Raw genomic sequence first — 26,544 nt, 5'->3', positions numbered from 1 at the left:
TGCGGCGGGCAGCACGGTCACCACCCAAGCCGACCCGGGCCTCCAGGCCGGTCGCGTCGCGACCACCGAAGGGACTGACCGATGACATCCACGGAATCGACCTCGAAGGTGTCCCTACCGGATGTCCCTCAGTCGCAGGCTCCTTCGGCGCTGGCGTCGCGGAGCCGCTGGCGCGTCTCCCAGAGCTCCAGCGCGCGCCGGAAGCTCGACCGGTCCCCACGCTCGCAGATCGTCGTCACGGGGATCCTCGTCGTCGTCGCGCTGTACTTCATCGTCCCGCTGTACTGGGTCGTCATCGCGGCGACGAAGACCACGGGCGCGCTGTTCTCGACGAACGGGTTCTGGTTCGGCGGCGAGTTCGCGCTCTGGAGCAACCTGCAGCAGGTGTTCACCTACGACGGCGGCATCTTCGTCCGGTGGATCGCGAACAGCATCCTGTACTCCGGCGTCGGTGCGGTCCTGGCGACCTACTTCGCCGCGGCCGGCGGGTACGCGCTGGCGAAGTACGACTTCCGGGGGCGCCAGTTCGTGTTCGGCACGATCCTCGGCGGCGTGCTCGTGCCGGGGACCGCGACGGCGCTGCCGCTGTTCCTGCTGTTCTCGACCATGGGGCTGACCGACACGTACTGGAGCGTGCTCATCCCGAGCCTGGTGTCGCCGTTCGGCCTGTTCCTGTGCCGGGTGTACGCCGCGGCCTCGGTGGACACGACCCTGCTCGAACAGGCACGCATCGACGGTGCCGGTGAGCTGCGGATCTTCCACACCGTGGTGCTCCGGCAGATGACCCCTGCGCTCGTCACCGTGTTCCTGTTCCAGGTAGTCGGGATCTGGAACAACTTCTTCCTGCCGCTCATCATGCTGGCAGACCAGAAGCTGTACCCGATAACACTGGGTCTGAACAACTGGCGCTCGCAGGTCGACCGCCTGCCGGAGTTCTACCAGCTCACCACCGGCGGGGTGCTCGTCTCGGTCATCCCGCTCGTCATCGCCATCATCGTCCTCCAGCGCTTCTGGCGTGGAGGCCTCACGGAAGGATCGGTCAAGGGTTGACCCACTCCGCACTCTCGTCCACCGCACCCGGCTCCGACTCGCGGCTGGCACCCCGTGCCTGGCTGCACACCGACGCCCCGTCCCTGTCGCTGAACGGGGACTGGCGGTTCCGGTGGTCGCCCGTCGCCTCGGTCTCCGAGGACTTCGCGACCGAGGGTGGGGAGGACGACGACCCGGCCTGGGGCGAGCTCCCGGTGCCGTCGCACTGGGTACTGCACGGCCACGGTGCGCCGAGCTACACGAACCTGCAGTACCCGTTCCCGATCGACCCGCCGCACCCGCCGGAGGAGAACCCGACCGGGGACCACCGCCGCACGTTCGAGCTGCCGTCGTCGTTCGACGCCGCCGGCCGGGTGCTGCTGCGGTTCGACGGGGTCGAGTCGCACTTCCGGGTGTGGCTGAACGGGACGCTCGTGGGCTGGTCGACGGGCTCGCGCCTGGCGACCGAGTTCGACGTCACCGACCTGGTGCGGCCGGGAGCGAACGAGCTCGCGGTCCGGGTGCACCAGTGGTCGGCGGCGTCCTACCTGGAGGACCAGGACCAGTGGTGGCTGCCGGGCATCTTCCGCGACGTCACGCTGCTCGCCCGGCCCACGGCGGCGATCGACGACGTGTTCGTCCAGGCCGGCTGGCAGGCGACGCTCGGCACGGCTGCATCGGCGGGCACCGCGGCGTCGGGGCGCCCGGAGACGGGGACCGGCACGATCACGTTCCCGACGCTCGACGCGGTGTTCCCGGTGCGGTTCGCGGTGCCCGACCTGGGCCTCGACGTGACCTGGGCAACGGCCGACGACGTCGCACCGATCGAGGTCGAGGGCGTCGAGCCGTGGAGCGCCGAGCTGCCGAAGCTGTACGACGCGACGCTGTCGACGGGCACCGACGCCGGCGGTACCGCCGGCGGCGAGGCCGTCTCGCTCCGGCTCGGGTTCCGCACCGTGTCGATCGTCGGCGACCGGTTCCTGGTGAACGGTGAGCGCGTGGTGTTCCACGGCGTGAACCGGCACGAGACCCACCCCGTGCGCGGCCGGGTGTTCGACGAGGAGCACGCCCGCGCCGACATGGCGCTGATGAAGCGGCACAACGTCAACGCCATCCGCACCTCGCACTACCCGCCGCACCCCCGCGTGCTCGACCTGGCCGACGAGCTCGGGTTCTGGGTGGTCCTGGAGTGCGACCTGGAGACCCACGGGTTCCTGTTCACCGACTGGGTCGGCAACCCCTCCGACGACCCGGCGTGGGCCGAGGCCTACCTCGACCGCATCGCCCGCACCGTCGAGCGCGACAAGAACCACGCGTCGATCGTGATGTGGTCGCTCGGCAACGAGTCCGGCACCGGCCGGAACCTCGCGGCGATGTCGCAGTGGGTGCACCACCGCGACGCCGAGCGCCCCGTGCACTACGAGGGCGACTACACGGGCGAGTACACCGACGTCTACTCGCGGATGTACCCGACGCTGCAGGAGACCGAGTCCATCGGCGGCGGCACCCCGACGCCCCTGCTCGGCTGCGGCCCGGCCGAGGCGGCGCGCCAGAAGTCGAAGCCCTTCATCCACTGCGAGTACGTGCACGCCATGGGCAACGGCCCCGGGCAGATCGCCGAGTACGAAGCCCTGGTCGACCGGTACCCGCGGCTGCACGGCGGGTTCGTGTGGGAGTGGCGGGACCACGGCCTGCTCGCGAAGACACCCACCGGCGAGGACTACTACGCGTACGGCGGCGACTTCGGCGAGGTCGTGCACGACGGCAACTTCGTGATGGACGGCCTGGTGCTGCCCGACGACACCCCGACCCCGGGGCTCGCCGAGTTCGCGGCCGTCGTGGCCCCGATCCGCCTGGCGGTCTCGGACACCACGGTGCTGGTCGAGAACCGGTACCACTCGGCCTCGACCGCCGGGCTCCGGCTCTGCTGGACCCTGTCGCGGAACGGCGCGGTCGAGGCCTCGGGGCGCCTGTCCACGGGCATCGTCGCCGCACGTGCGTCGGCGACGGTCCCGGTGCCCGCGGAGGTGCTCGACGCGGCCACGTCCGAACTCGCACCCGGCGACGAGCTCTGGTTCGACCTGACCGTGGAACTGGCGGGGCCGACCGCGTGGGCGGACACCGGCCACGTCGTCGCACGCACCCAGCGGCTCGTCGCGGCGCGCGCGGCGGACGCACCACGGGCCTCCAGGCAAGGGTGGGACGGCGACCACCTGGGCGACGGCACGTTCAACGCGCGCGGTGACCTGGCGTCCTGGAAGGGCCACGAGGTGGCCGGGCCCCGCCTGGAACTCTGGCGCGCACCGACCGACAACGACAGCCTGGCGTCACAGGGCGGCTACGAGACCGCGGACCCGGTGCTCACGCACGGTGTCGGCGACCCGACGGCGCCCCCGTCGGCGACGCGCTGGCGCGATCGCGGGCTGGACCGGCTGACGCACCGGCTGGTGTCGGTGTCGCGCACCGACTCCGGTCTGGAGCAGCACGTGCGCGTCGCGGCGGCGAACAGCGGGTGGGGCCTCGAGGTCACGCACCGCTGGACCCTGACGTCCGACGGGCTCGTGCTACAGACCGACGCCGTGCCGTTCGGCGCGTGGGACGTCACGTGGCCGCGGATCGGGGTGCGGTTCGACCTGCCGGCGTCGCTGGCGGACGGGGACGCAACCTGGTTCGGGACCGGACCGCTCGAGTCGTACGCCGATTCCTCGCACGCTGCCCGGGTCGGGCGGTTCACCGCGCCGGTGCGCTCGCTCGGGGTGGAATACTCGCGACCGCAGGAGACCGGGCACCGGCCCGACCTGCGTTCGTTGTCCGTCGGGCCGTTCACGGTGTCGACCGTTGGGTCGCACCGTGCGGGATTCACCCTGTCGCCGTGGACCGCGCAGCAGATCGACCGCGCCGAGCACCCGTACGAGCTGCCGACGTCGGACCACCTGTACCTGTACCTCGACGCCGCGCAGCACGGGCTCGGCAGCCGGGCGTGCGGGCTCGACGTGCTGCCGGAGCACCAGCTCTGGCCGCAGGCGTTCAGTTGGAGCGTGCTGCTGGGCTAGGCGGGGTCGGCTCTCGCAAAACACCGGTGTTCGCACGTTGCACACCCGCATCCCGCGGCGTGCAGTGTGAACACCGGTGTTTTGCGTGTGGGCCCTACGCGCCGGCGGACAGGGCGCGCAGCGCCTCGGGGTCGCTCGCGTTCAGGAAGTCGGTCAGGCGCTCAGCCTCGCCGGGCTCCTCGATCGCCTCGGCCGCACGGTGCAGGGCGAACAACGCCCGCAGCACGCCACGGTTCGGTTCGTGCGACCACGGCACCGGGCCGACACCGCGCCAGCCGGCCTTGCGCAGGGCATCGAGCCCGCGGTGGTACCCGACACGGGCGTACGCGTAGGACTCCAGGGTCGCGCCGCGCGCCCACGCTTCGTCGGCGAGCAGCGCCCACGCCAGGCTCGACGACGGGTGGGACACCACCACGCTGGCGACGGGGGCGTCCGCCTCGATCGCGGCGGTCACCTCCGGCTCGGCGGGCAGCAGGGTCTCGGGGTTCGACGACGGGGTCGGCAACAGGTTCTCCGGCATGCCCCCAGCCTGTCATCCCTTGCGGGCGCCCGTGTCACGGGATTACCGTGGAGGTCACCTCGTCGTCATCGCGGGGCCGCCGGGGCGGGAGACCGACCGGCGGAACGGATGGCGGACACGGGGGTCCCCCGACGGAAGCAGACGGATTGCTGTCGATCACCGGTACCGCTCAGCCCACGCGCTGACACCGTGATCGCGCGCCCCGTCGGGCGCTCCACCGCACCGCGGTGGCCTCGGTGTCGTGCGCCCAGCATCGACACCGGGAGACACCTCCATGCCCACCAGTCCGTCCGTCGTCCTGCACGACGTCACCTTCGCCTGGCCCGACGGCACCGTCGCGCTCGACCACCTCACCGCCGCCTTCGGACGTGGCCGGACCGGCCTGGTCGGGAGGAACGGGGCCGGCAAGTCCACGCTGGTCCGGCTCGCGACCGGCCGGCTCCACCCCACGTCGGGCAGCATCGCGACGTCGGGTCCCGTCGACCACCTGCCGCAACGACTCTCCCCACCGGCACGGCCTGATCGCCGCTGGCGCGTCGATCAGGAACCGGCGGCGTGGGCCCACGCCAGCGCGGACGACACCGTCGCCGACCTGCTCGGCATCCGGCCCACACTCACCGCGCTCCGGGCCGTCCTGGCCGGGGACGCCACGGCCGCACAACTCGAGGCGGTCGGCGACGACTGGGACCTGGAGGAACGGGCCGCCGCGGTGCTCGACCGGGTCGGGCTCGACGGCACCGACCTCGACCGGCCGGTGTCGACGCTGTCCGGCGGGCAGTCCGTGCTCGTCGCCGTCGCCGGGGTGCGGTTGCGCGCGCGACCGATCGTGTTCCTGGACGAGCCCACGAACAACCTGGACCGCCGGGCCCGCGGGCTGCTCCTCGACCTGGTCGACGACTGGCGCGGCACCCTGGTGCTCGTCAGTCACGACCGGGAACTCCTGGAACACGTCGACGAGACCGTGGAGCTCCGCGCCGGGGCGGTGACCGTGTTCGGCGGGACCTTCAGCGCGTTCGAGGAGCACCTCGCCGTGCAGCAGGCGGCCGTCGAGCGCGAGGTCCGCGTCGCCGATCAGCGGCACCGCACCGAGAAACGGCAGCGCATCGAGGCGGAGACGAAGATCGCGCGTCGTGCCAAGGCCGGCGAGAAGGCGGGCCGCTCGATGCCGAAGATCCTGGCGAACGAGCAGCGGAAGAAGGCGCAGGAGACCGCCGGTCGACTGCGCGTCGGGTACGCGGACGACGAAGCTGCCGCACTTGCGTCCAAGCGTGAGGCCGAACTCCGTCTGCGCGACGACGAGTCGATCCACGTCACCCTGCCCGACCCGGACGTGCCGGCATCGCGTCGGATCGCCACCGTGACCGTCCGCGGACGGGACGTCATCGTGCAGGGGCCGGAGCGGATCGCCGTCACCGGGGACAACGGCGTCGGCAAGTCCACGCTGCTCGAGCAGCTCGTCGGCGACCCCGCGGCCCGGGAGCACCCGCTGCCGGCGACCACGGCCGTCGCCCACGTCGACCGGATCGCGTACCTGCCGCAGCGGAAGGACAGCCTGGACGACACCGCCACGGTGCTCGACAACGTGCGCCGGGACGCCCCGCACGTGCCCGTCGCCGAGGTCCGGAACCGGCTGGCGAAGTTCCTGGTGCGCGGCGACACCGTCGACCGTCCGGCCGGGGACCTGTCCGGCGGGGAACGGTTCCGGGTTGCGCTGGCTGCCCTGGTGCTCGCCGACCCGCCACCGCAGCTGCTCGTGCTCGACGAGCCCACGAACGACCTCGACCTGACGAGCGTCGACCAGCTCGTGGACGCGCTGCGGGCCTACCGGGGTGCACTCGTCGTGGTGAGCCACGACGAGATGTTCCTGGAACGGCTCGAGCTCGACGAACGGATCGAGCTGCGGTAGTCGGTCGTCGGTGCCGTCGCCGTCGCCGTCAGCGCGTCAGCGCCGTCGGGTCGGTCGGATCGCGAGCGACTCGACGGTGCCGCGCTCGGGCAGGTCGACGACGGTGCGGACCGCGGCGGCGACGTCCTCGGGCGCCAGGTAGTAGTCGGTGTCGTAGGACTCCCCGAGCTTCGCCACGAGCTGCCGCTGCATGTCCGAGTCGGTCCGGCCCGGGTGCACGCTCGACACCCGCACGCCGTTCGCCCGCTCCTCTTCCCGCAGGGCATCGGCGAAGGCCCGCAGCGCGAACTTCGACGCCGCGTACACGCCACCGCCGGGGCCCGAGTGGAACCCGGAGCCGCTGTTGATCGGCACGACGATGCCCCGGGCCGCCCGCAGTGCCGGTAGCGCCAGCCGGGTGAGCTCGGCGACCGCGAACACGTTCGTCGCGAAGACCTGCTCCCACACCGCGCGCGGGGTGTCGGCGACGGTGGTGCCCTGCTCGACGCCGGCGGAGTGCACGAGCACGTCGAGCCGTGCCGGCAGCGCCGGGACCTCGCCCGCGCCCAGGTCACCGACGAACGGCGCCGCGCTCGGCAGTTCCTGGACGAGGGCGTTGACGGCGTCGGCGGACCGGCCGCCCACGAGCACGTGGTGGGTGCGGCCGAGGTCGGCGGCGATCGCGCGGCCGATGCCGCGGGTGGCTCCGGTCACCAGGGCGACCGGACGGTTCTGGAGCTGGTCTGTCGTCACGGAGGCCAGCCTACGGAAGCCGGGCCGGGCCTCCTGTGCGGTCACGGCGACGACGCAGGACCGTCAGTGCGACGCCGGCGACGACCACGAGACCAGCGAGCGCCACGATGCCCCACGGCGAGCCGGCGAGCGCCGCGACGACCGCCCAGAACACGGCGAGCCCGACGGTCGCGTACAGGAAGGCCCACGCGACGCAGCCAGGGACCATCGCGATCGTGTACCGCCACCAGGCGACCCGTGCCAGCCCTGCTGCGGCGTTCATCACCGTCTGCAGGCCGACCACCACGAAGCTCACCGTGACGACGGGCAGGCCCCAGCGGTCGAGCAGCGCCGAACCACGACGGACCGCCGGCGACCGCAGCCACCCGCCCCACCGCGAGCGGGACGCACCCGTCACCGCGAGCCGCGCGACCCAGTACGTGGCCTGCGCACGGCAGAACACGATCGCGAAGAGCGCGAGGACGAGCCACCGGAACGGGAGCCCCTCGAGGAAGGACGGCACGCTCGCACCGTAGCGTCCCGAACCGGAGAGCGCCCGTCAGCGCCGGTCGGACGCGCGACGGTCAGTCGTTGTCGACGCCCTGGCGGATGCGGATGCCCTCGAGCACGTCCTGCGCGCGCTGCTCGTCCTGCTTCTCGATCTGGCGGGTGTCGCGCTCGGGGAGCTGGATGTCCTCCTCTGCACGGATGCCGGCCTGCAGCTCGCGGCCCCGCTCGATCTCGGCGTCGAACTCGGCACCGAAGAGCAGGGCGTTGTTCGTGATCCAGATCCACAGCAGGAACACGATGACCCCACCCAGGGAGCCGTACGTGGCGTTGTAGTTCGAGAAGTTCCCGACGTAGAACCCGAAGCCGACGCTCGCGATGACCCAGATGAGGATCGCCAGGATCGACCCGCCGCTGACCCAGCGGAACTTCGGCTGCTTGACGTTCGGCGACCAGTAGTAGAGCACCGCGACGACGATGATCGCGATGACGAGCAGGATCGGCCACTGCACGATCAGCAGCACGGTCGCGGCGACGTCGCCCAGGCCGATGACGTCGCCGAAGCTCCGGGCGAGCGGCCCGCTCACCAGCACGAGCAGGCCGACCACGAGCAGGACGACGGTGGTCACCGTGACGCCGAGCATGGTCGGGCGGAGCTTCCAGATCGGCCGGCCCTCGCGGACGTTGTAGATCCGGTTCATCGAGCGGCCGAAGGCGCCGACGTAGCCGGAGGCCGACCAGAGCGCACCGAGCAGACCGACGATGAAGGTCACGGGGGCGGCGGGCGAGCGGACGAGGCCGTTCACCGGGTCCTTGAGCAGGTTCGCGACGTCACCGCCGCCGATGTTGCGGATGACCTGGAGCAGGGTGTCGATGGTCTTCGCCGGGTCCGACACCAGGCCCAGGATCGACACGACCGCCAGCAGCCCGGGGAACAGCGCGAGCACCGAGTAGTACGTCAGGCTCGCGGCCAGGTCGGTGCACTGGTCGCTCGTGAACTCGCGCAGCGTCTTCTTCAGCGTGTAGACGAGCGTCGGCTTCTTCAGGTCGGTGGGGTTGTCGGGCTTCCGGGAGTCGTCCGGGTCCGGCTTCTGCTCTTCGTGCGCCATGGGACTAGCCTCTCGCCTTCACGGCCGCCTTCGACCGCTTGACCGCCTGCTTGCGGTTCTTGTTCGCGCGTCGCTGCACCGCTGCGATGCCGACCTGCTGCTTCACGCGGCCCCGGTGCGCCGGGTCACGCTCGAGGGCTTCCTCGGCGGCCTTCGCCCGTGCCTTGCGATCCTTCCGACCGCCCTGCGCCCGCTCCTGTGCCGACGGGGCGTCGCCCCGAGCGCCGAACGGCAGCAGCGCGGTGAAAGCCGAGCTCGCCGGTGGCTGCGCCAGGTGCCCGGCGGGCTTGTTCCGCAGCGCGATGCCGAGGACGATCGCCGCGACACCGGTCAGGCCGGTCAGCCCCATCGCCACCAGGGGCGTGGGGTCGCGGTGCCACCGCTGCTTCGTCTTGGCGACCGCCAGACGGGTGCGGGCGGGCAGGTCCGCGCGCCGCTTCAGCTCCGTCACGGTGTCCGTGATGCGCTCGCGCGTGCGCACGTTGGCGAGTTCGAGCTCGGGCAGACTGTCCTTGGCCATTCCCCATTTCGTACACGTCCCACCCGGGATGCTGCCCAGCAGCCCGCGCCTACCGTGCCGCACATGCTCTTCCGGGACACCGCCGAGGGGATCCACCGCCTCGAGATCGCACACACCAACACGTACCTCGTCGAGACCGGCGACCGGTTGCTCGTCATCGACGCGGGGTTGCCCGCCGCGTGGCCGCACCTGCAGCTCGCCGTGCACGACCTGGGCTACACGCCCGATCGGGTGGAGGGCCTGCTGCTCACGCACGGGCACTTCGACCACGTCGGAACCGCTGCACGGATGCACCGCGACTGGGGCACGCCCGTCTTCGTGCACCCGGGCGACCGGCACCTCGCCGCGCACCCGTACTCGTACCGGCCCCAGGCGAACCGCTTCGGGTTCGTGGCGCTGCACCCGGGCGGCCTGCGTCCCCTGGGTCGGATGCTGCTCGCCGGTGCGGCCACGGTCGACGGCATCGCCGACACCGAGCCGCTGGAGAACCGCGCCGACGTGCCGGGCACCCCGTGGATCATCGAGACACCCGGGCACACCGACGGGCACGTGGCCCTGCACTTCGCCGACCGCGACGCCGTGATCGCCGGGGACGCGCTCGTCACCTTCGACCCGTACACCGGCGGGATCGGACCGCGGATCGTCGCACCTGCGGCGACGTCGGACGTCGACACGGCGGTCGCGTCGCTCGAGCTGCTGGCGGACACCGAGGCGAAGCACGTGCTGCCGGGCCACGGGCCAGCCTGGTCGCTCGGCGTGCGGCGGGCCGTCGCGCAGGCGCGGCGGGCGGCCGGCGCCGCCTGACGCGAAACCGGCTCGCGAGTCCACGCGCGCAGCGACACGTCACGGGCGCTCCGACGCGTGGACTGTCGGTGAGCGCGAAAGGTCCCCGACGCGGTGGAGCGACCGACGACGGCCTGGAGGCGCGGTGCGGGCCCGCCCCGTGCCTCCAGGCCGTCGGTGGGTGCGGTCAGGACGGGACGACGACGTCCTCGGGCAGGCCGGACGCCGCGGAGCGGCCGGCGGCCTCCATCAGCGCGAGGCTCCGCAGGTTGTCGCGCCCACTCGTCTCCGGGGCGGGGCCGCCCTGCACCGAGCGGGCGAACGCCTGCAGGCCGCCCTGGCGGTCGGTGTGTGCGAGCACGGGGAGCTCGACCACTTCGGCCTCGTCGTCCTGGGTGCGGCGGACGGTCACCCGGTCGCCGGCAACGGCGTTCGGCTCGCCGTCGCGGCTCGTGAACCAGACTTCGCCGTCCTCACCCTCGATGCTCCACTCGCCGGCCCACGCGGTGCGCGGGCCGCGGCTCAGCCAGCTGCCGCGGTAGTTGACGACCGTGCCGCCGTCGAGCTCGATGATCATCGAGGCGACCGCTTCGTCCTGGTACTTGCTGTAGGCGGGGTAGCTGGCCTTGGCGAAGACGCGGACGGCCTCTTGCCCGGTGATCATCCGGAGCAGGTCGAAGTGGTGGATCGCCATGTCGTTGATCATCGCGTGCGGGAACCGGTAGTGCGGGTACGTCTCGGCGGGCTGGTCGTTGTCCCACTGCCGGAAGTCGACGTTGATCGCGGAGACCTCACCGACGACGTCGGCCTCGAGCATCTCCTGCACGACCCGCGGTGCCGGGTACCAGCGGTAGTTCTGGCTGACCTGCAGCACCAGGCCGAGCTCCTCGGCGCGGCGGACCGCAGTGACGGCCTCGTCGGTGGTGTTCGCGAACGGCTTCTCGACCAGGACGTGCTTGCCGGCCTCGAGCGCCTCGAGCGCGAGCGGCACGTGCGTCACGGCCGGGGCGGTGATGACGACGGCATCGGCCTCGACCGTGGCGAGCGCCTCGGTCAGGGACGCGAACGCGGCGGAGGCCGGGAGCCCGAGGTCGGTCCGCACGGCCTCGAGCGTCGGCGCCGACGGGTCGACGATCCCGGCCACCTGCACTTCCGACACCTCTGGGATGGCGGTGCGGGCCCAGTTGCCGCCCCACCCTCCGAGACCGACGTGGATGATCCGGACGCTCATGCGTGCACTCCTTCGTGGCTGCCGTCGTGGCTGGTGTCGCACCACGGTCGCCGCGGTGCGTGCGTCCAGTCTGTCAGTGCGTGTAGGCGTACGCGATGAGTGCCATCGTGACGATGAAGCCCGCCAGGTAGTTGATCCAGAGGAACCGCTTCCAGCCGGCGTTCGCGGCCTCGGCGCCCTGGTCGGTGATGTTCCACCACGGCAGCACGTTGAGCGCGTACGGGAGGACCACGATCGCGGCGATCGGCCCGGGGAACGCCGAGAACAGCAGGGCGACGCCGGCGACCAGGTACGCGACGAAGGCCAGCCGCACGGTCGCCCGCGCACCGATGACGGTGGCGACCGAGCCGATGCCGCCGGCCCGGTCGGCCAGGACGTCCTGCACGGCACCGAACGCGTGCGAGGCCACGCCCCACAGGAAGAACGCGATGCACACGGCGACGAGCTCGCCGGTCCAGTGCGGCCCCGCGAGGGCGAGACCGAAGATCGCCGGCGAGACGAAGTGCGTGCTCGACGTGAGCGAGTCGAGGAACGGCTTCTCCTTGAACCGCAGCCCCGGCGCCGAGTACGCGATGACCGCGAAGACGCTGATCGCCAGGACGAGCCACGACCACGGACCGTTGCCGCTGACCGCGCCGAGCACCACGAGCGCGACGAGGAAGGGGACGTTCGTGACGACGACGGCCCACAGCGTGGCACGGTGCACGCTCCTGTCGAGCAGGGCGCCCTCGACGCCGCCCTTCCGCGGGTTGCGCAGGTCGGACTCGTAGTCGAAGACGTCGTTGATGCCGTACATCGCCAGGTTGTAGGGCACCAGGAAGTACACGACACCGACCAGGAACGCGATCAGCGAGAACCCGCCGCCGCCCTCGACGCCGACCCCGCTGCCGAGCAGGTACGCCGCGCCGAACGGGTACGCGGTGTTCACCCAGCTGATCGGCCGCGACGACACGAACAGGGCGCGCAGGGTCGACGGCCTGGAGGCGGTGCTGGCGTTCACTTCGTGTCCTCTGCTGGTGCTGGCTCCGCTGGTGCTGGTGCTGGGGTCGGGTGGGGCGCGGGGCGCGCGCCGGTCCGGTCGAACAGGACCCACAGGCTGGGCAGCAGCACGATGGCGGACATCGCGTAGGCGAGGTCTTCGACCGGGATCGCACCGATCTTCGCACCGCTGATGAGCGAGGGGTCGTAGGCGACGATGCGCAGCGTGACGATGACGTTGTCGAACACCATCGTCATCACCAGCAGCGCGATGCCCGCGATCACGGACGTGAGCACCGCGACCCGGCGACCCACCGCGGGCAGCCGACCCGCGGCGCGTGCACGGCGCGCGGCGACGACCCCGGCGATGACGCCGACGACGGCCGTGACGCCGAAGAACGGCAGGGCCAGGAGCGCGTACGCCCCGGCGCCGTTCACGCCTGCCGCCGGTCGGTCGCCCGCTGGACGAGCGGCCGGACGAACCCGACCAGGTCCATCGTCGAGTAGCAGAGCAGCAGCAGGAAGAAGAGCTCCTCGAGCGGGACCTCGGGCGCCAGGAGCACCCCGGTGAGCAGGTTCTGCGGCCCGATGAAGAAGATGCCGGCCGCGACACCGGCGATGTCCCACACCATGAAGAACGCGACCCCGACGACCGTCACGGCCGCCGCCCGCCACGGCGCCCGCCAGAAGAACAACCGGAAGCGGGCGTCCAGCACGGTCATGCCGACCAGGGACACCACCAGGCCGGCGAGGTACAGCCCGGGCATCAGGCGGTCTCGGTCCGGTCCCTCGGGGCCCCGAGGGGTGTCGGCAGCGGCTCGGTGCTCCGGTCGCCGTGGATGCGCTTGAGCAGGACCTCGGCGCTGATCAGGCACATCGGCAGACCGATGCCCGGGATCGTCGAGGCGCCGACGTAGTACAGCCCCTCGACCTTCTTCGACGCGTTCTTCTCGCGGAAGAACGCGCTCTGCTTCAGCGTGTGCGCCGGACCGAGCATCGAGCCGCTCCAGGCGTTCAGGTCGTCGGCGAAGTCGCGGGGCCCGATGGTGCGACGGACCCGGATGCGGTCGCGCAGGTCCGGCACCCCGGCACGCTCGGCCAGCACGTCGATCGCACGGTCGGCGATCTGCTCGACCTGGTAGTCGCCGGCGCCGTCGATGCCACCCTTGCCGATCGACAGGTCGGCGGGCAGGGGCACCAGGATGAACAGGTTGCTGGTGCCGGGCGGGGAGACGCTCGGGTCGGTCTCGGACGGGGCGCAGACGTAGATCGACGCGGGGTCCGGCACGTGCCGGTCGTCCCCGAAGATCGCGCCGAAGTTGGCCTTCCAGTCCGCGGTGAACATCAGGGTGTGGTGCAGCAGCCCCGGCGTCGGACCGTCGATGCCCAGGTACACGAGCACCGCGCTCGGCCCCGGGTCGCGCTTCTTCCAATGGTCGGCACCGTGGGTGCGGTGCTCCCGCTCGAGCAGCTGCATCTCGGTGTGCTGCAGGTCGGCCGCGCTGACCACGAGGTCCGCGGGGGCCGTGTGCTGCACGCCGTCGCGGTCGCGGTGGACGACACCGGTGGCGACGCCGTCCTCGACGACGATCCGTTCGACCTTCGCACCGGCGATGATCTTCGCGCCCTCGGCACGGGCGACCCGCTCGACGGCGGAGATCACCTCGGTGATGCCGCCCTTCGGGTAGAGCACGCCGTCGGACAGGTCCAGGTGGCTCATCAGGTGGTACATGCTCGGCGCCGCGTACGGGCTCGTGCCGAGGAACACCGCCGGGTAGCCGAGGATCTGCCACAGGCGGCGATCGCGCACGGCGGTCTCGGCGAAGGTCGAGAGCGGCTCGAGCAGCAGGCGCGCGAGCTTCGGCAGGCGCCGGAGCACGTCGGGTGCCGCGAGCTTCGTGAGGTCCTGGAACGTCGTGTACAGGAACCGGCGGACGGCCATCCGGTAGGTGTCCTCGGCCGACGCCAGGTACTTCCGCATCCGCTCGCCGGCACCGGGCTCGATGGACTCGAACAGCTCGATGTTGGCCTCGGCGTCGGCGCGCAGGTCGATCGGCTCGTCGTGGCCCTCGCTGTAGACGCGGTAGCCGGGGTCGAGCTTCACCAGGTCGAGCTCGGCCTCGGCTGACGTGCCGAGCAGCTGGAAGAAATGGTCGAACACCTCGGGCATGAGGTACCACGACGGCCCGGTGTCGAACCGGAACCCGTCCTGCTCCCACGAACCGGCACGGCCGCCGAGCTGCGTGCGCTGCTCGAGCACCGTCACCGAGAAGCCGTCGCGGGCGAGCAGCGCAGCGGCCGCCAGGCCGCTGATGCCGCCGCCGATGACGACGGCACGACGTGCCGGCACCTTGCGCCGGGTGGTGGGGGCGACCGTCTTCGGTCGGGAGGCGCGGGGCGGGGTCATGACGAGCCTCCCGGCCGGTGGGTGGTTGCGCGCGACCGGAGCGGTCCACGTCCGGCGAGGACCTGTGCCGCGAGGCGGACCTTCACCGGGTTGGGGACGCGCACGCGCGTCGTGACGAGACGGCTCGCCGGGGTGCGCGCGAGTCGGTCGTTGAGTTCCTGGAAGAGCGCGTGTGCGAGCCCGACGGCGTTGCGGGCATCGGCCGGCAGCAGCCGGATCGTCCGCGCGGCGTGGTCGAGGTCTGCCTGCACGTCGGCGACCAGGCGGTGCTTCGTGGCCTCGTCGAAGGAACGGATGTCGACGCCCGGGAAGTACGAGCGACCGAGCACCTCGAAGTCGGCGTGCAGGTCACGCAGGAAGTTCACCTTCTGGAACGCCGCACCGAGCGCACGCGCCCCGGCGACGAGCTCGGCCTGGTCGAACGTCGGCTTGCCCGCGCGGTACACGAACGCACGCAGGCACATCAGGCCCACGACCTCGGCCGAGCCGTACACGTACGCGTCGAACGAGGCGTCGTCGTGCTCGGTGCGCTCGAGGTCCATGCGCATCGAGGCGAAGAACGGGGCGGTGAGCTCGGCGCCGAAGCCGGTGGTGCGGGCGGTGCGGGCGAAGGCGTGGACCACCGGGTTCACCGAGAAGCCGAGCGCGATGGCCCGTTCGGTGTCGGCCTCGAGCTCGTCGAGCACGGTCCGGGCGAGCTCGCGGTCGAGCCCGGCCTCGGTCGCGGGGCCGTCGACGACCTCGTCCGCGACGCGGACCAGCGCGTAGACGTTGCGGATGTGCTCGCGCGTGTCGCGGGCGAGCATGCGGCTCGCCAGGCCGAAGGACGTGGAGTACCGGTCGATGACGACACCCGACGCGGCCTCGGCCGTCGCGTCGTAGAGCTGGAGGCGAGCCGGACGGGATCCGGTCGCCGTGGTGGTGCTGTGGGTCACCGGGCGCGCTCCACGAGTTCGGTCACGAGGGCCTCCAGGCGGTCGGCGAGTTCGTACGGCAGCCGGGCGAGCTCGGCCCGGGCGAGTGCGGTGTGGTCAGCGACGCGTGCTTCCGCGGCGCCGCGCGCACCGCAGGACACCAGGGTCGCACGGACCTCGTCCGCGCGGGCCTCGGTCAGGTCCGGGTCACCCAGGTACGGCTCGAGGTCGGGCCAGCAGTCGGTGGTCGCCGCGTACGCGATGAGCATGGTGCGCTTGCCCTCGCGCAGGTCGCCGAGCACGGTCTTGCCGGTCATGGTCTCGTCGCCGAACACCCCGAGCAGGTCGTCGACGATCTGGTACGCGATGCCGATCTCGCGGCCGAAGGCACCGAGGGCGGTGACGATCTCCTCGTCGGCGCCGGCCAGCACCGCACCGGACTGCAGCGGTGCCTCGAACGAGTACACGCTCGTCTTCGCACGCTCCATCGCCAGGACCTCGTCCACCGTCGGCATCACCCCGAGTGCCAGGTCGACGTCGGTCATCTCGCCGGCGGCGCTGGCGAACACGGCCTCGTCGAACAGCTCGAGCAACCGCTCACGCCGGGCGCCGTCGACCCCCGCGGCCTCGATGAACCGAGGTGCCCCGGCGAGCGCCAGGTCACCGGCGATCACAGCGGCGCTCATCCCCCGGTGCTCGGCGGTCGGCAACGGCAGGCCACCCGTCGTCCCGTTGTCACGGAACGACCCGGCGACGTTCGGCTGCCCGCGGCGCGACCAGTCACGGTCGATGACGTCGTCGTGCACCACCAGCGCGGTGTGCAGGAGTTCGTAGGCCGCCGCGACGTTGGCGGCGGCGTGCGCGTCGGTGCCGCCCATGCCGGCGTACGCGGTCATGACCATGCGTGGCCGGAAGCGCTTGCCGCCCATGCTCGCCTTGCGGAGCACGCGCCACAGCTCTTCCGACGGTCGGCCGTAGCGCTCGGCGCGCGCCGACGACACGGCGAAGAAGCGCTCGAGGCAGTCGTCGACGAGCGCGAGGTCGATGTGCGGCACGGTGGTCGCTTCCTCGCTCATTGGCCTAACCTATCGACTCAGATGAACGCTTTCCCTGAATCCGTGGTGCTCCTGTCCGACGACCGTACCCCGATCGGCACGGCGGACAAGTTCACGGTCCACACTGCCCACACGCCCCTGCACCTGGCCTTCTCGTGCCACGTCCGGAACACCGACGGCGACGTCCTGGTGACCCGACGAGCGCTGTCGAAGAAGACCTGGCCGGGGGTGTGGACGAACACCTTCTGCGGTCACCCCGGTCCGGACGAGTCCTTCGAGGACGCGATCGCCCGTCGCGCCGCTCGCGAACTCGGCATCACCATCCGTGACGTCGAGGTCGTGCTGCCGGAGTTCCGGTACCGCGCGGTCGACGCGTCGGGCATCGTCGAGAACGAGGTCTGCCCCGTCTTCCGTGCCGTGACCGACGACACCCCGGCGCCCGCGGACGACGAGGTCGCCGAGTGGGCCTGGCTGTCCGAGGATTCTCTCAGGCAGGCCGTCGCCGGTGCGCCGTTCGCCTGGAGCCCGTGGCTCGGCTGGCAGCTGGCCGAGCTCGAGACCGCTGGGTTGCACGTCACGCGCTGACGCTGCTGCGTCTGCGTCTGCGTCTGCGTGTGCACCTGCGCCTGCGCCTGAGCGACTGCGCGACTGACCGAATGCGCGCGGCCGGCGCTGCGCGGAGCCGGCCGTTGCGGCCTGGCAGGGTGGACAGCGACGCCTGCCAGGCCCCTACCGGGCCGCTCAGGACCAGGCGTTCGACACGCACTTCGCGATCGTGCCCGTCGTGAAGCCAGCCGCCGCGGCGAGACACGGAGCGCAGAGCACCATGGTCGCGCAGGCTGCGCCGCACGCGACGCCGAGGACTGCGATCACCGCCCAGCTGATCCCGATGCTGTTGAGGCAGTTGTTCAGTCGCTTCCAGTCGAGGCCGTACGTCCCGACGGACGATGCCTGCTCCGCTTCGGTTCCCTGTGTGAGGTCCACGTTCTTGGTCAGCTGACCGTCCTGCCACATCGCGAAGTGCACCACGGTTGCGGACGTCATCGCGGACGCCATCTCGGTGATGGTCGTCTCACCGTCCACGGTCACGAACGAGAGCTTCGTCATCTCCGGGACGTCGGTCCCGAGGAGCGGGACCGAGACGACGTCGGCGCCCTCGTAGGTGTAGGCAGTGGCACCAGCCCAGTCAGGTCGCAGTCCTGAGCGTGCGGAGTACCCCGCTTCCCGAGCCGCCGAGACCGCGTTCGAACTCCGGTTGCGCCCTTCGACTCGGAGCTGCGAAGCGAGCTGGACGAGCCGTCCTGTGCCGGAGGGGTCCGTGACCGTCACGGCACTCGACGCGTCGGCTCGTGCCGGCGCCACGACGCCGACGAGCGCGATCGCTGCAGCGGCCGCGGCGACGAACGCCACCCCCGAGAGTGCCAGCGTGCTCTTCTGACGGGGACGCCTCGGTCGCATCTCACGGATCGACGCTGTGCCGATGCCGGCGGCGCCCAGGAGCCACCACACGACGGCGACATCGCGGAACCCCGGGGCGAACGACAAGGCGACGCACCCGATCGACGCCAGGATGATCCCGATGGTGGGCGACTGCTTCTTGACCATGACACTCCTTCGTGTTGGCATCCAGTGTTCTGGATATCAGGACACTAGCGTCCGGGTCGGGGTGCAGCAAGGGTTCTCATGACCGATGTGGAAAGCCGAGATCGAAGTTGTCCGACCCACGCCGCAGGCGTACGCTCGACGGTCGGCAGCGCTCTGGGCGCCGCCACGACGAGACGAGAAGGGCAGGTGAGGCGCGATGTCGGGTGACCATCCTCGATCGGGCCGGCCGCCCGTGTCGGTCGTCGCGCCCGTTCGCTGACCCTGCCCCGCCCCGGATCGCCTCCGGGGTGCCATCGCGCCCGCCTGCTCCCCACCGAAGGAGCACGCACATGGCACTGATCGACAACGCGATCTACGTCCGGGGACGCCGCGTGGAGTCTCCGTCGACCCTGTCGCGCCCGGCTCGTGGTGACCTGACCTGGATCGGGCTGCTCCGGCCCGACCCGCACGAGCTCGAGGCCGTCGCCACCGAGTTCGACCTGCACGAGAACGCCGTCGAGGACGCCCGCAAGGGGCACCAGCGCGCCAAGCTCGAGCGGTACGGCGACACCCTGTTCCTGGTGCTCCGGCCGGCCTGGTTCGACCCGTCCGAGGGCACCGTGGAGTTCGGCGAGGTCCACCTGTTCGTCGGCGACCACTTCGTCGTCAGCGTCCGGCACGCCGCGCGCCCCGACCTGGCGGCACTGCGGGCACAGGTCGAGGCGGACCCGGAGTTCCTGGCGAAGGGGTCCGAGGCGGTCACCGCGGCCGTGCTCGACGAGGTCGTCGACGGGTACGGGCCCGTCGTCCAGGTGCTGCAGGAGCAGATCGACGCCATCGAGGACCAGCTGTTCGCCGGGCAGGTCGACCCCGGGGTCTCGAAGCGCATCTACCAGCTGCTCAGCGAGGTCCTGGCGTTCCAGCGCGCGACCACCCCGGTGCCCGCGATGGTGACCGGGCTGCTCCGCGGTGCCGACAAGTACCGCGTGGACGACGACGTGCAGCACCGGCTCCGCAACGTGCACGACCACGCGCTCCGTGTCACCGAGCGGGTCGACTCGTTCCGCGCCCTGCTCGAGAACGCCCTGACCCTGCACGCCACCCTGGTGTCGCAGGAGCAGAACGAGGCGATGCGGCGGATGACCAGCGCGAGCCTGGCGCAGGGCGAGGAGAGCCGGCAACTCGCCCGGGCAGCGCACCGCCAGGGCGAGGAGGTCAAGAAGATCTCGTCGTGGGCGGCGATCCTGTTCGCGCCCGGCCTGATCGCGGGTGTCTACGGGATGAACTTCGACCACATGCCCGAGCTGCACTGGCACTACGGCTACCCGGTCGCGATCCTCGGCATGCTCCTGCTGATGGGCGTGCTCTGGGCGATCTTCCGCAAGCGCAACTGGCTCTGAGCGGACGGCGGATCGGCGCACAGGTGGCGCCGATCCGCTGGACGTGCATAATGATCTGGCCCGGATGTGAACGTGCACATCGATGTGCCACGACACCCGGGCGGAAACGAGCAGCAATGGCGTCATCGCGGACACAGCAACCGCGTTCGCCCAGCATCCGTGACGTCGCACGGATCGCGGGCGTCTCGCACCAGACCGTCTCGCGGGTGCTGAACAACTCGGACGCGATCCGGGCCGAGACGCGGGACAAGGTCCTGGCGGCCATGGAGCAGCTGCAGTACCGGCCGAACCGGGCCGCGCGCGCCCTGGTGACGAGCCGGACGCACACGATCGGCGTCCTGACGGCCCGTCGCGCCCACTACGGTCCCGCGGTCGCACTGCAGGCGATCGAGGACGCCGCGATGCTGCGCGGCTACTCCGTCACGACGGCGAACATCGCCGAGGCGACCGACGCCGCCGTGCGTGAAGGGCTCGGACACCTGCTCGACCTGGACGTCGAGGGCATCGTCGTCATCGCGCCCCAGCAGCGGGTCTTCGACCTGATCGCCGAGCTCGGAATCCGCACCCCCTACGTCACCATGCGTGCCAGCGTCGGCGAGGACCCCACGGCCCTGTGGGTGGACCAGATGGAGGGCGCACGACTCGCGACCGCGCACCTGCTCGACCTGGGACACGAGTACGTCCGGCACATCGCCGGCCCACAGGACTGGATCGAGGCCGACGCCCGCATGCAGGGGTTCCTGCGCGAGATGTCCGACCGCGACATGGCCGTCGCCCCGCCGATCCTGGGCGACTGGACCGCCGACTTCGGCTACCACGCCGGCCGCGAGCTGCTGCGGTGGCGGGACTGCACCGCGATCTTCTGCTCGAACGACCAGATGGCGCTCGGCGTCATGCACGCGGCGCGCTCGTACGGGCTCGACGTCCCGGGGGACCTGTCCGTGGTCGGCTACGACGACATCCCCGAGGCGAAGCACTTCTGGCCGCCGCTCACCACGGTGCAGGTCGACTTCGCCGAGCTCGGGCGTCGCTGCGTGGACCTGCTGCTGCCGAGCGAGGGCGAGCTCCTCCGCCCGATCGACATCGTCCCGCAGCTGGTCGTGCGCGCTTCGACGAGCGCACCCCGCACGCGCTGACGTGCTCGGGGCCGGCGGCGGCGGAGTCCCTGCCGCAAACGGGCATCCCTGCCACGAACTTCCGACCAGGGACGCCCGGAAGCGCCAGGGACGCCCGCTCCGACACGGCGAGCGCGGCTCCGGACGCGCCCACGAACCGGACGGGAGGCCCGTGGCGGCGCCGCCACGCGCCTCCCGTCCGCAGCATGCGGATCCACGCAACGAACGCGTGCTCCGGAGGCCCCTGGCCCCAGCCCGGGGGACGTTCCCTCCGGATCACGCACGCCGTTACGAAAACGCGACCAATCCGAATTGACAGCCGCACCGAGGCTGTGCGTAAATTGCCTCCGTCCAGCCGATGTGACCGTTCACATGAGCGTCACACCGCGCCGGATCCGGACGCGACAACGAAGTCCACACAGGCCCCCTGTGCTTTCGCTGCCGCAGCAGAACCACCCGAACACACTGCCGCACCGAAGCGGCAGAAGGAGATGCACTGTGGCGTCAACCCCGATCGACACCGGCCTCGAGACCCGGTCGATCACCGCACCCGAGACCATCCTCGAGATGCGCTCGATCACCAAGGAGTTCCCTGGTGTGAAGGCGCTGGCCGACGTCTCCCTCAGCGTCCGCGCCGGCGAGATCCACGCGATCTGCGGCGAGAACGGCGCCGGCAAGTCGACCTTGATGAAGGTCCTGTCGGGCGTCTACCCGTACGGCACCTACAGCGGCGAGATCGTCTACGAGGGCGAGGAAGTCCGCTTCTCGAACATCAAGCAGTCCGAGCAGGCCGGCATCGTCATCATCCACCAGGAGCTGGCGCTCGTCCCGGAGCTCTCGATCACCGAGAACCTGTTCCTGGGCAACGAGCCGAGCCGCGCTGGCGTCATCAACTGGACCGCCGCGCAGCTCCGTGCGCAGGACCTGCTCGCCCGCGTCGGCCTGGCCGACGACCCGGACACGCAGATCAAGAACATCGGTGTCGGCAAGCAGCAGCTCGTCGAGATCGCGAAGGCCCTGCACAAGGACGTCAAGCTGCTGATCCTCGACGAGCCGACCGCCGCGCTCAACGAGAACGACTCGCAGCACCTGCTCGACCTGATCGTCGGGCTGAAGGCCAAGGGCATCGCGAGCATCATCATCAGCCACAAGCTCAACGAGATCGAGCAGATCGCGGACGAGATCACGATCATCCGTGACGGCAAGGCCATCGAGACGCTCAACGTCAAGGCGGACGGCGTCAACGAGGACCGCATCATCCGCGGCATGGTCGGCCGCTCGCTCGAGTCGCGTTTCCCCGACCGCACCCCGAAGATCGGCGAGACCTTCTTCGAGGTCCGCAACTGGACCGTGCAGCACCCGATCGACCCGTCGCGTCTGGTCTGCAAGGCGTCGAACTTCCACGTCCGCAAGGGCGAGATCGTCGGCTTCGCCGGCCTGATGGGCGCCGGACGCACCGAGCTGGCGATGAGCCTGTTCGGTCGCTCCTACGGAACCTGGCTCGACGGCCAGATCATCAAGGACGGCCGCGAGATCAAGGTCACGAACGTCCAGCAGGCGATCGAGAACGGCATCGGCTACGTCTCCGAGGACCGCAAGGCGCTCGGCCTGAACCTGCTCGACACCGTGAAGCGCTCGACGGTCGCCGCCGACCTGCAGAAGATCTCGAAGGCCGGTGTCGTCGACTCGCTCGAGGAGTACTCGGTCGCCGAGAAGTACCGCAAGATGCTCCGCACCAAGGTGCCGAGCGTCGAGGACAACGTCGGCAAGCTCTCTGGTGGCAACCAGCAGAAGGTCGTCCTGTCCAAGTGGATGTTCACCGACCCGGACATCCTGATCCTCGACGAGCCCACCCGCGGCATCGACGTGGGCGCCAAGTTCGAGATCTACGGGATCATCCAGCAGCTCGCGGCCGAGGGGAAGGGCATCATCCTCATCTCGTCCGAGCTGCCCGAACTCCTCGGTCTCTCCGACCGGATCTACACCATCTTCGAGGGCCAGATCACCGCTGACCTCCCGGCCGACCAGGCCGATCCCGAATCGCTCATGCGCAGCATGACCTCCGCGCGGAAGGGCGCCACCGCCTCATGAACAACCTGAAACTGCTCTTCGGCAAGGGCAACTCGATCGGCCAGTACGGCATGATCATCGCCCTCATCGTGCTGCTCGCGTTCTTCGCGGTCACGACGAAGGGGCTCATCCTCGAGCCGACCAACGTCATCAACCTGTTCCTGCAGTACTCCTACATCCTGATCCTGGCGCTCGGCATGGTCATGGTCATCATCGCGGGGCACATCGACCTGTCGGTGGGTTCGGTCGCGGCCGTCGTCGGCATCGTCGTGGCGCAGTCGATGTCCGTGTGGAACTTCCCGGTGTGGGCCGCGATCATCCTGGGCCTGGCCTGCGGCGCCGCGATCGGCGCCTGGCAGGGCTTCTGGGTGGCGTTCGTGAAGGTCCCGGCCTTCATCGTGACGCTGGCCGGTCAGCTCATCTTCCGTGGCGTGAACCAGATCATCGGCAACTCGACGTCCGTCCCCGTGCCGAACGACTTCACCCCGATCGGCGCCGGCTTCCTCGGTGACTTCGGCCCCGACTTCGGCTACAGCAACGGCACGCTGCTCATCGGGCTCGTCACGATCCTCGCGCTCATCATCATCGAGGCCCGTGGCCGTGCCCGCCGCCGGAAGATGCAGGCCGAGGTCCCGCCGCTGTGGGTCTCGATCGTCCGCACCGGCATCCTGGTCGCCGTCACGCTCGTCGCCACGTACCTGTTCGGCGCCGGTCCGGTCGGCACCTCGGTCCCGATCGTCGCGATCATCCTCGGGGTCCTGACCATCGTCTACGGCTTCGTCACGAAGAACACGATCTTCGGTCGCCAGGTCTACGCCGTCGGTGGCAACGCCAACGCCGCGATCCTGTCCGGCGTCTCGGCGAAGAAGGTCAACTTCTTCGTCATGATGAACATGTCGGTCCTCGCCGCGATCGCCGGCATGGTGTTCGTCGCCTACTCCGGCGCCTCGGGCCCCGCGGACGGCACCGGCTGGGAGCTCGACGCGATCGCCGCCGTGTTCGTCGGTGGCGCAGCGGTCGCCGGTGGTGTCGGCACGATCTCCGGCTCGATCATCGGTGGTCTCGTGATGGCGCTGCTGTCGAACGGCCTGCAGCTGATGGGCCTCGAGTCCAACCAGGTGCAGATCATCCGCGGTCTCGTCCTGCTCGTCGCCGTCGCCTTCGACGTCTACTCGAAGTCGCAGGGTCGTCCGTCCCTCATCGGGGGCATGATGCGGCAGTTCCAGCGGAAGGACACCGAGGAGAACACGGTGGCCGCCCAGCAGCCGCGGTCGATCGACGGTCAGCCCGACAAGCCGACCCTCCCCTAGTCCCAACTCCCCACACCGGGGCCTCGGCCCCACACCTCCTCAACGAAGAGAAAGCACTCACATGCGCAAGAAGATCGTCGCCGGCCTCAGCCTGGCGCTCATCGCGGGCCTCGCCCTCAGCGGCTGCTCGTCGCGCGGCTCGTCCGACGACGCCGGCAGCAGCAGCACCATCAAGAAGGGCGACCTCATCGGCGTCGCCCTGCCGGCCAAGACCTCGCAGAACTGGGTCCTCGCTGGTGCCGCGTTCAAGAAGTCGATCGAGGACGCCGGCTTCAAGGCCGACATCCAGTACGCCAACGCCGGCAACCCGGTGCCCGACCAGCAGTCGCAGATCTCCGGCATGATCACCAAGGGCGCCAAGGCCGTCATCATCGGTGCCGCCGACGGTTCGCAGCTGACCGCGCAGGTCAAGTCCGCCAAGGACCGCGGCGCCGTCGTCATCGCCTGGGACCGCAACATCCTGAACACGAAGAACGTCGACTACTACGTGGCGTTCAACAACTTCAAGGTCGGCCAGCTCCAGGCCGAGGCGCTGCTCAAGGGCCTCGAGGAGAAGAAGGGCGACAAGCCGTACAACGTCGAGCTCTTCGCCGGTTCGCCGGACGACGCCAACGCCACCGTGTTCTTCAACGGTGCGATGGACGTCCTCCAGCCGAAGATCGACGACGGCACGATCAAGGTCGTCTCCGGTCAGACCACGTTCCAGAAGGTCGTCACGCAGGGCTGGCTCGCGCAGAAGGCCCAGTCGCGCATGACCGACCTGCTCGCGCAGTACTACACGGGTGACACCGAGCTCGACGGCGTCCTGTCGCCGAACGACACCCTCGCCCGTGCGATCCTCACCGCGACCAAGGCCGCCGGCAAGGACAACCCCGTCGTGACCGGTCAGGACTCCGAGACCGCGTCGATCCCGCTCATCATGCAGGGCACGCAGTACTCGACGATCTTCAAGGACACCACGAAGGAAGCCCAGGCTGCCGTCGACCTCGTCTCCACCCTGTCGAAGGGCGACAAGCCCGACACCAAGATGGACAAGACGAACAACTACAACGGTGTGAAGACGGTCCCCGCGATCGAGCTCGCACCGGTCCTCGTCACCAAGGACAACGCCGTCGAGGCCTACAAGGGCAACGACACCCTCGAGGAGCTCGCCAAGAAGGGCTGATCTCCCCAGCACCACGGACGGCCCCGTCTCGCCTCGGCGAGACGGGGCCGTCCTGCGCCGTCCGGGGGCCGACCACACGGCGGCCGGGAGGCGCGGCGCAGGTGGCGATCCGTGCCTCCAGTCCGGTGGGTGGTCCGTGGACGCGAGACGCCGGCGTCACGGGAAGACGCCGCGGAATCCGGCGGCGTCTCACGGCACATGACGGCGTCGGCGCAAGACGCCGGCGTCTCGCGCTGCACCTGCTGTCAGGGCTGGGCGGCGCGCAGCCGCCTCGCGGCGTCGGCGAGGTGCGGGACATCCGTCCGCGCGGTGCCGACCACCAGTGCACGGGTGGTGTCGAAGTACCGGCGTGTGAGCCGTTCCCCCAGGTCGGACACCCGCGACCAGGGGATGCCGGGCTCGCTCGCGGTGACCCAGGCGGGGAGCATCCGCACCGCCTCGCCGATCTCGACCAGTCGCATCCGCACGGCATCGTGCACCAGGTCCTCGGGCAGCCGCTCGTCGTCCACGTAGCGCCGGATCGCCTCGCAGGCCCGGATGACGTCGTCGATGCGGTCGCCGACGGCCCGGCGGACCGCCGGGTGCGGGGTCACAACGGCACCGCGGTCCGGACGACCTCGGGAGCCATGCCCGCCGCGTCGACGACGTCGACGCGGACCCCGAGGAGCCGCTCGGCGGCGTCCTGGATGCGCATGAGCGCGAAGATGCCGAGCCCCGGGTCGAGGTCGATCATCAGGTCGACGTCGCTGCCCGGGCCGTCCTCGCCCCGGGCGACGCTGCCGAAGAGCCGCGGCCGGTGACCGCCGAACCGTTCGACGATCGCGATGAGGTCCTGCCGCGCGGCGGTGACTCGCTCGCGCAGGGGCGGTGGTTCCTCGACGGGCTGCAGGTCGATGCTCGTCGTGAAGCCCGCGGCGCGGAGCATCCGCTGCAGCGCCGCGAGGGACGGTTCGCGCCGACCGTTCTCGTACGTGCTGATGACGCTCTGTGTGACGCCGGCACGTCGGGCGAGCTGGACCTGGGTCAGTTCGGCCCGCTCGCGGGCGTCGCGGATGAGCACGGCGGCGGACAGCGGCGTCGCAGGCCGAGGAGGTTCAGCGGACATGCTGCAACGATACACAGCATGCGACATTTCGTCCGCCGGTCTGATCGACGGGGGCGCGAGGGACGGTACGGA

25 protein-coding genes are annotated in these 26,544 nt (G+C 70.7%); 10 read left to right on the top strand and 15 right to left on the bottom strand.

Annotated features, from left to right (window positions below; genetic code table 11):
- Window positions 1-81: 81 nt before the first annotated feature.
- Both QRN30_RS00500 and QRN30_RS00495 read left to right on the top strand, forming a co-directional pair.
- The gene (locus QRN30_RS00500; RefSeq protein WP_042538649.1) at window positions 82-1,050 is read left to right on the top strand and encodes a carbohydrate ABC transporter permease; all 969 of its coding nucleotides are present in this window, start codon (window positions 82-84) and stop codon (window positions 1,048-1,050) included.
- Window positions 1,047-4,082, top strand: coding sequence for a glycoside hydrolase family 2 TIM barrel-domain containing protein (locus QRN30_RS00495; RefSeq protein WP_284760026.1), 3,036 nt, complete (start codon window positions 1,047-1,049; stop codon window positions 4,080-4,082). Before QRN30_RS00500 ends, QRN30_RS00495 begins: the two co-directional genes overlap by 4 nt.
- Before the next feature lie 94 nt (window positions 4,083-4,176).
- Here QRN30_RS00495 and QRN30_RS00490 read toward each other — a convergent pair whose 3' ends face one another.
- Window positions 4,177-4,602, bottom strand: coding sequence for a DUF3151 domain-containing protein (locus QRN30_RS00490; protein WP_284760024.1), 426 nt, complete (start codon window positions 4,600-4,602; stop codon window positions 4,177-4,179).
- A gap of 274 nt (window positions 4,603-4,876) precedes the next feature.
- Between QRN30_RS00490 and QRN30_RS00485 the strand changes: the two genes are divergently transcribed.
- Window positions 4,877-6,508: an ABC-F family ATP-binding cassette domain-containing protein gene (locus tag QRN30_RS00485; protein WP_284760023.1), complete on the top strand. Its 1,632-nt coding sequence runs from the start codon at window positions 4,877-4,879 to the stop codon at window positions 6,506-6,508.
- A 36-nt stretch (window positions 6,509-6,544) separates the two neighbouring features.
- On the opposite strand, the gene QRN30_RS00480 is transcribed toward QRN30_RS00485, so the two are convergent.
- The 4 genes from QRN30_RS00480 to QRN30_RS00465 form a co-directional block, all read right to left on the bottom strand.
- A complete protein-coding gene (locus QRN30_RS00480) occupies window positions 6,545-7,240 on the bottom strand; it encodes an SDR family oxidoreductase (RefSeq protein WP_284760022.1) in 696 nt (231 codons plus the stop codon).
- A 10-nt stretch (window positions 7,241-7,250) separates the two neighbouring features.
- Window positions 7,251-7,742, bottom strand: coding sequence for a DedA family protein (locus QRN30_RS00475; protein WP_017886411.1), 492 nt, complete (start codon window positions 7,740-7,742; stop codon window positions 7,251-7,253).
- A 61-nt stretch (window positions 7,743-7,803) separates the two neighbouring features.
- A complete protein-coding gene (locus QRN30_RS00470) occupies window positions 7,804-8,835 on the bottom strand; it encodes a YihY/virulence factor BrkB family protein (protein ID WP_071250618.1) in 1,032 nt (343 codons plus the stop codon).
- 4 nt (window positions 8,836-8,839) lie between these two features.
- Window positions 8,840-9,355 (bottom strand): hypothetical protein, encoded by a 516-nt coding sequence (locus tag QRN30_RS00465; RefSeq protein ID WP_071250620.1) that lies wholly within the window; start codon window positions 9,353-9,355, stop codon window positions 8,840-8,842.
- Between the two features lie 63 nt (window positions 9,356-9,418).
- Between QRN30_RS00465 and QRN30_RS00460 the strand changes: the two genes are divergently transcribed.
- Window positions 9,419-10,159 carry an MBL fold metallo-hydrolase gene (locus QRN30_RS00460; RefSeq protein WP_042538661.1) on the top strand — a complete coding sequence of 247 codons (741 nt, stop codon included), beginning with the start codon at window positions 9,419-9,421 and terminating at the stop codon, window positions 10,157-10,159.
- 166 nt (window positions 10,160-10,325) lie between these two features.
- Here QRN30_RS00460 and QRN30_RS00455 read toward each other — a convergent pair whose 3' ends face one another.
- The 7 genes from QRN30_RS00455 to QRN30_RS00425 form a co-directional block, all read right to left on the bottom strand.
- A complete protein-coding gene (locus QRN30_RS00455) occupies window positions 10,326-11,369 on the bottom strand; it encodes a Gfo/Idh/MocA family protein (protein WP_263137078.1) in 1,044 nt (347 codons plus the stop codon).
- A 73-nt stretch (window positions 11,370-11,442) separates the two neighbouring features.
- Window positions 11,443-12,369: a prenyltransferase gene (locus QRN30_RS00450; protein WP_017886416.1), complete on the bottom strand. Its 927-nt coding sequence runs from the start codon at window positions 12,367-12,369 to the stop codon at window positions 11,443-11,445.
- Entirely contained in the window at window positions 12,366-12,785 is a 420-nt protein-coding gene (locus tag QRN30_RS00445) for a lycopene cyclase domain-containing protein (protein WP_262160603.1), read from the bottom strand. The genes QRN30_RS00450 and QRN30_RS00445 overlap by 4 nt, the downstream gene beginning before the upstream one ends.
- Window positions 12,782-13,114, bottom strand: a complete 333-nt coding sequence (locus QRN30_RS00440) for a lycopene cyclase domain-containing protein (RefSeq protein ID WP_017886418.1) — start codon at window positions 13,112-13,114, stop codon at window positions 12,782-12,784. The genes QRN30_RS00445 and QRN30_RS00440 overlap by 4 nt, the downstream gene beginning before the upstream one ends.
- Window positions 13,114-14,754, bottom strand: a complete 1,641-nt coding sequence (gene crtI, locus QRN30_RS00435) for a phytoene desaturase family protein (RefSeq protein WP_082509494.1) — start codon at window positions 14,752-14,754, stop codon at window positions 13,114-13,116. Before crtI ends, QRN30_RS00440 begins: the two co-directional genes overlap by 1 nt.
- Window positions 14,751-15,689 (bottom strand): phytoene/squalene synthase family protein, encoded by a 939-nt coding sequence (locus QRN30_RS00430; protein WP_017886420.1) that lies wholly within the window; start codon window positions 15,687-15,689, stop codon window positions 14,751-14,753. The genes crtI and QRN30_RS00430 overlap by 4 nt, the downstream gene beginning before the upstream one ends.
- Window positions 15,686-16,744 carry a polyprenyl synthetase family protein gene (locus tag QRN30_RS00425; protein WP_259495171.1) on the bottom strand — a complete coding sequence of 353 codons (1,059 nt, stop codon included), beginning with the start codon at window positions 16,742-16,744 and terminating at the stop codon, window positions 15,686-15,688. Before QRN30_RS00425 ends, QRN30_RS00430 begins: the two co-directional genes overlap by 4 nt.
- A 21-nt stretch (window positions 16,745-16,765) precedes the next feature.
- Between QRN30_RS00425 and idi the strand changes: the two genes are divergently transcribed.
- Window positions 16,766-17,308: an isopentenyl-diphosphate Delta-isomerase gene (gene idi / locus QRN30_RS00420; RefSeq protein ID WP_056069633.1), complete on the top strand. Its 543-nt coding sequence runs from the start codon at window positions 16,766-16,768 to the stop codon at window positions 17,306-17,308.
- A gap of 156 nt (window positions 17,309-17,464) precedes the next feature.
- On the opposite strand, the gene QRN30_RS00415 is transcribed toward idi, so the two are convergent.
- Window positions 17,465-18,328, bottom strand: coding sequence for a hypothetical protein (locus QRN30_RS00415; RefSeq protein WP_194590401.1), 864 nt, complete (start codon window positions 18,326-18,328; stop codon window positions 17,465-17,467).
- 329 nt (window positions 18,329-18,657) lie between these two features.
- Here QRN30_RS00415 and QRN30_RS00410 point away from each other — a divergent pair, with 329 nt between their 5' ends.
- The 5 genes from QRN30_RS00410 to QRN30_RS00390 all read left to right on the top strand — a co-directional run bounded on the left by QRN30_RS00410 (window position 18,658) and on the right by QRN30_RS00390 (window position 25,367).
- Window positions 18,658-19,707 (top strand): magnesium and cobalt transport protein CorA, encoded by a 1,050-nt coding sequence (locus QRN30_RS00410; protein ID WP_214562293.1) that lies wholly within the window; start codon window positions 18,658-18,660, stop codon window positions 19,705-19,707.
- 116 nt (window positions 19,708-19,823) lie between these two features.
- On the top strand, window positions 19,824-20,843 hold the full coding sequence (locus QRN30_RS00405; RefSeq protein WP_017886425.1) for a LacI family DNA-binding transcriptional regulator: 1,020 nt from the start codon (window positions 19,824-19,826) through the stop codon (window positions 20,841-20,843).
- Between the two features lie 546 nt (window positions 20,844-21,389).
- Complete coding sequence (gene mmsA / locus QRN30_RS00400; protein ID WP_042538695.1) at window positions 21,390-22,913, top strand: multiple monosaccharide ABC transporter ATP-binding protein; 1,524 nt, start codon at window positions 21,390-21,392, stop codon at window positions 22,911-22,913.
- Window positions 22,910-24,202: a multiple monosaccharide ABC transporter permease gene (gene mmsB, locus QRN30_RS00395; protein WP_017886427.1), complete on the top strand. Its 1,293-nt coding sequence runs from the start codon at window positions 22,910-22,912 to the stop codon at window positions 24,200-24,202. The genes mmsA and mmsB overlap by 4 nt, the downstream gene beginning before the upstream one ends.
- Before the next feature lie 61 nt (window positions 24,203-24,263).
- Complete coding sequence (locus tag QRN30_RS00390) at window positions 24,264-25,367, top strand: substrate-binding domain-containing protein (RefSeq protein ID WP_017886428.1); 1,104 nt, start codon at window positions 24,264-24,266, stop codon at window positions 25,365-25,367.
- A 245-nt stretch (window positions 25,368-25,612) separates the two neighbouring features.
- Here QRN30_RS00390 and QRN30_RS00385 read toward each other — a convergent pair whose 3' ends face one another.
- Both QRN30_RS00385 and QRN30_RS00380 read right to left on the bottom strand, forming a co-directional pair.
- Window positions 25,613-25,960 carry a HepT-like ribonuclease domain-containing protein gene (locus tag QRN30_RS00385; RefSeq protein ID WP_071251832.1) on the bottom strand — a complete coding sequence of 116 codons (348 nt, stop codon included), beginning with the start codon at window positions 25,958-25,960 and terminating at the stop codon, window positions 25,613-25,615.
- A complete protein-coding gene (locus tag QRN30_RS00380; protein ID WP_071251833.1) occupies window positions 25,957-26,472 on the bottom strand; it encodes a helix-turn-helix domain-containing protein in 516 nt (171 codons plus the stop codon). Before QRN30_RS00380 ends, QRN30_RS00385 begins: the two co-directional genes overlap by 4 nt.
- Between the last annotated feature and the right edge of the window lie 72 nt (window positions 26,473-26,544).

Origin of the sequence: Curtobacterium sp. MEB011, assembly GCF_030209655.1 — a bacterium.
GTDB lineage: Bacteria > Actinomycetota > Actinomycetes > Actinomycetales > Microbacteriaceae > Curtobacterium > Curtobacterium poinsettiae.
This window is presented reverse-complemented; position numbering and strand designations above follow the sequence as displayed.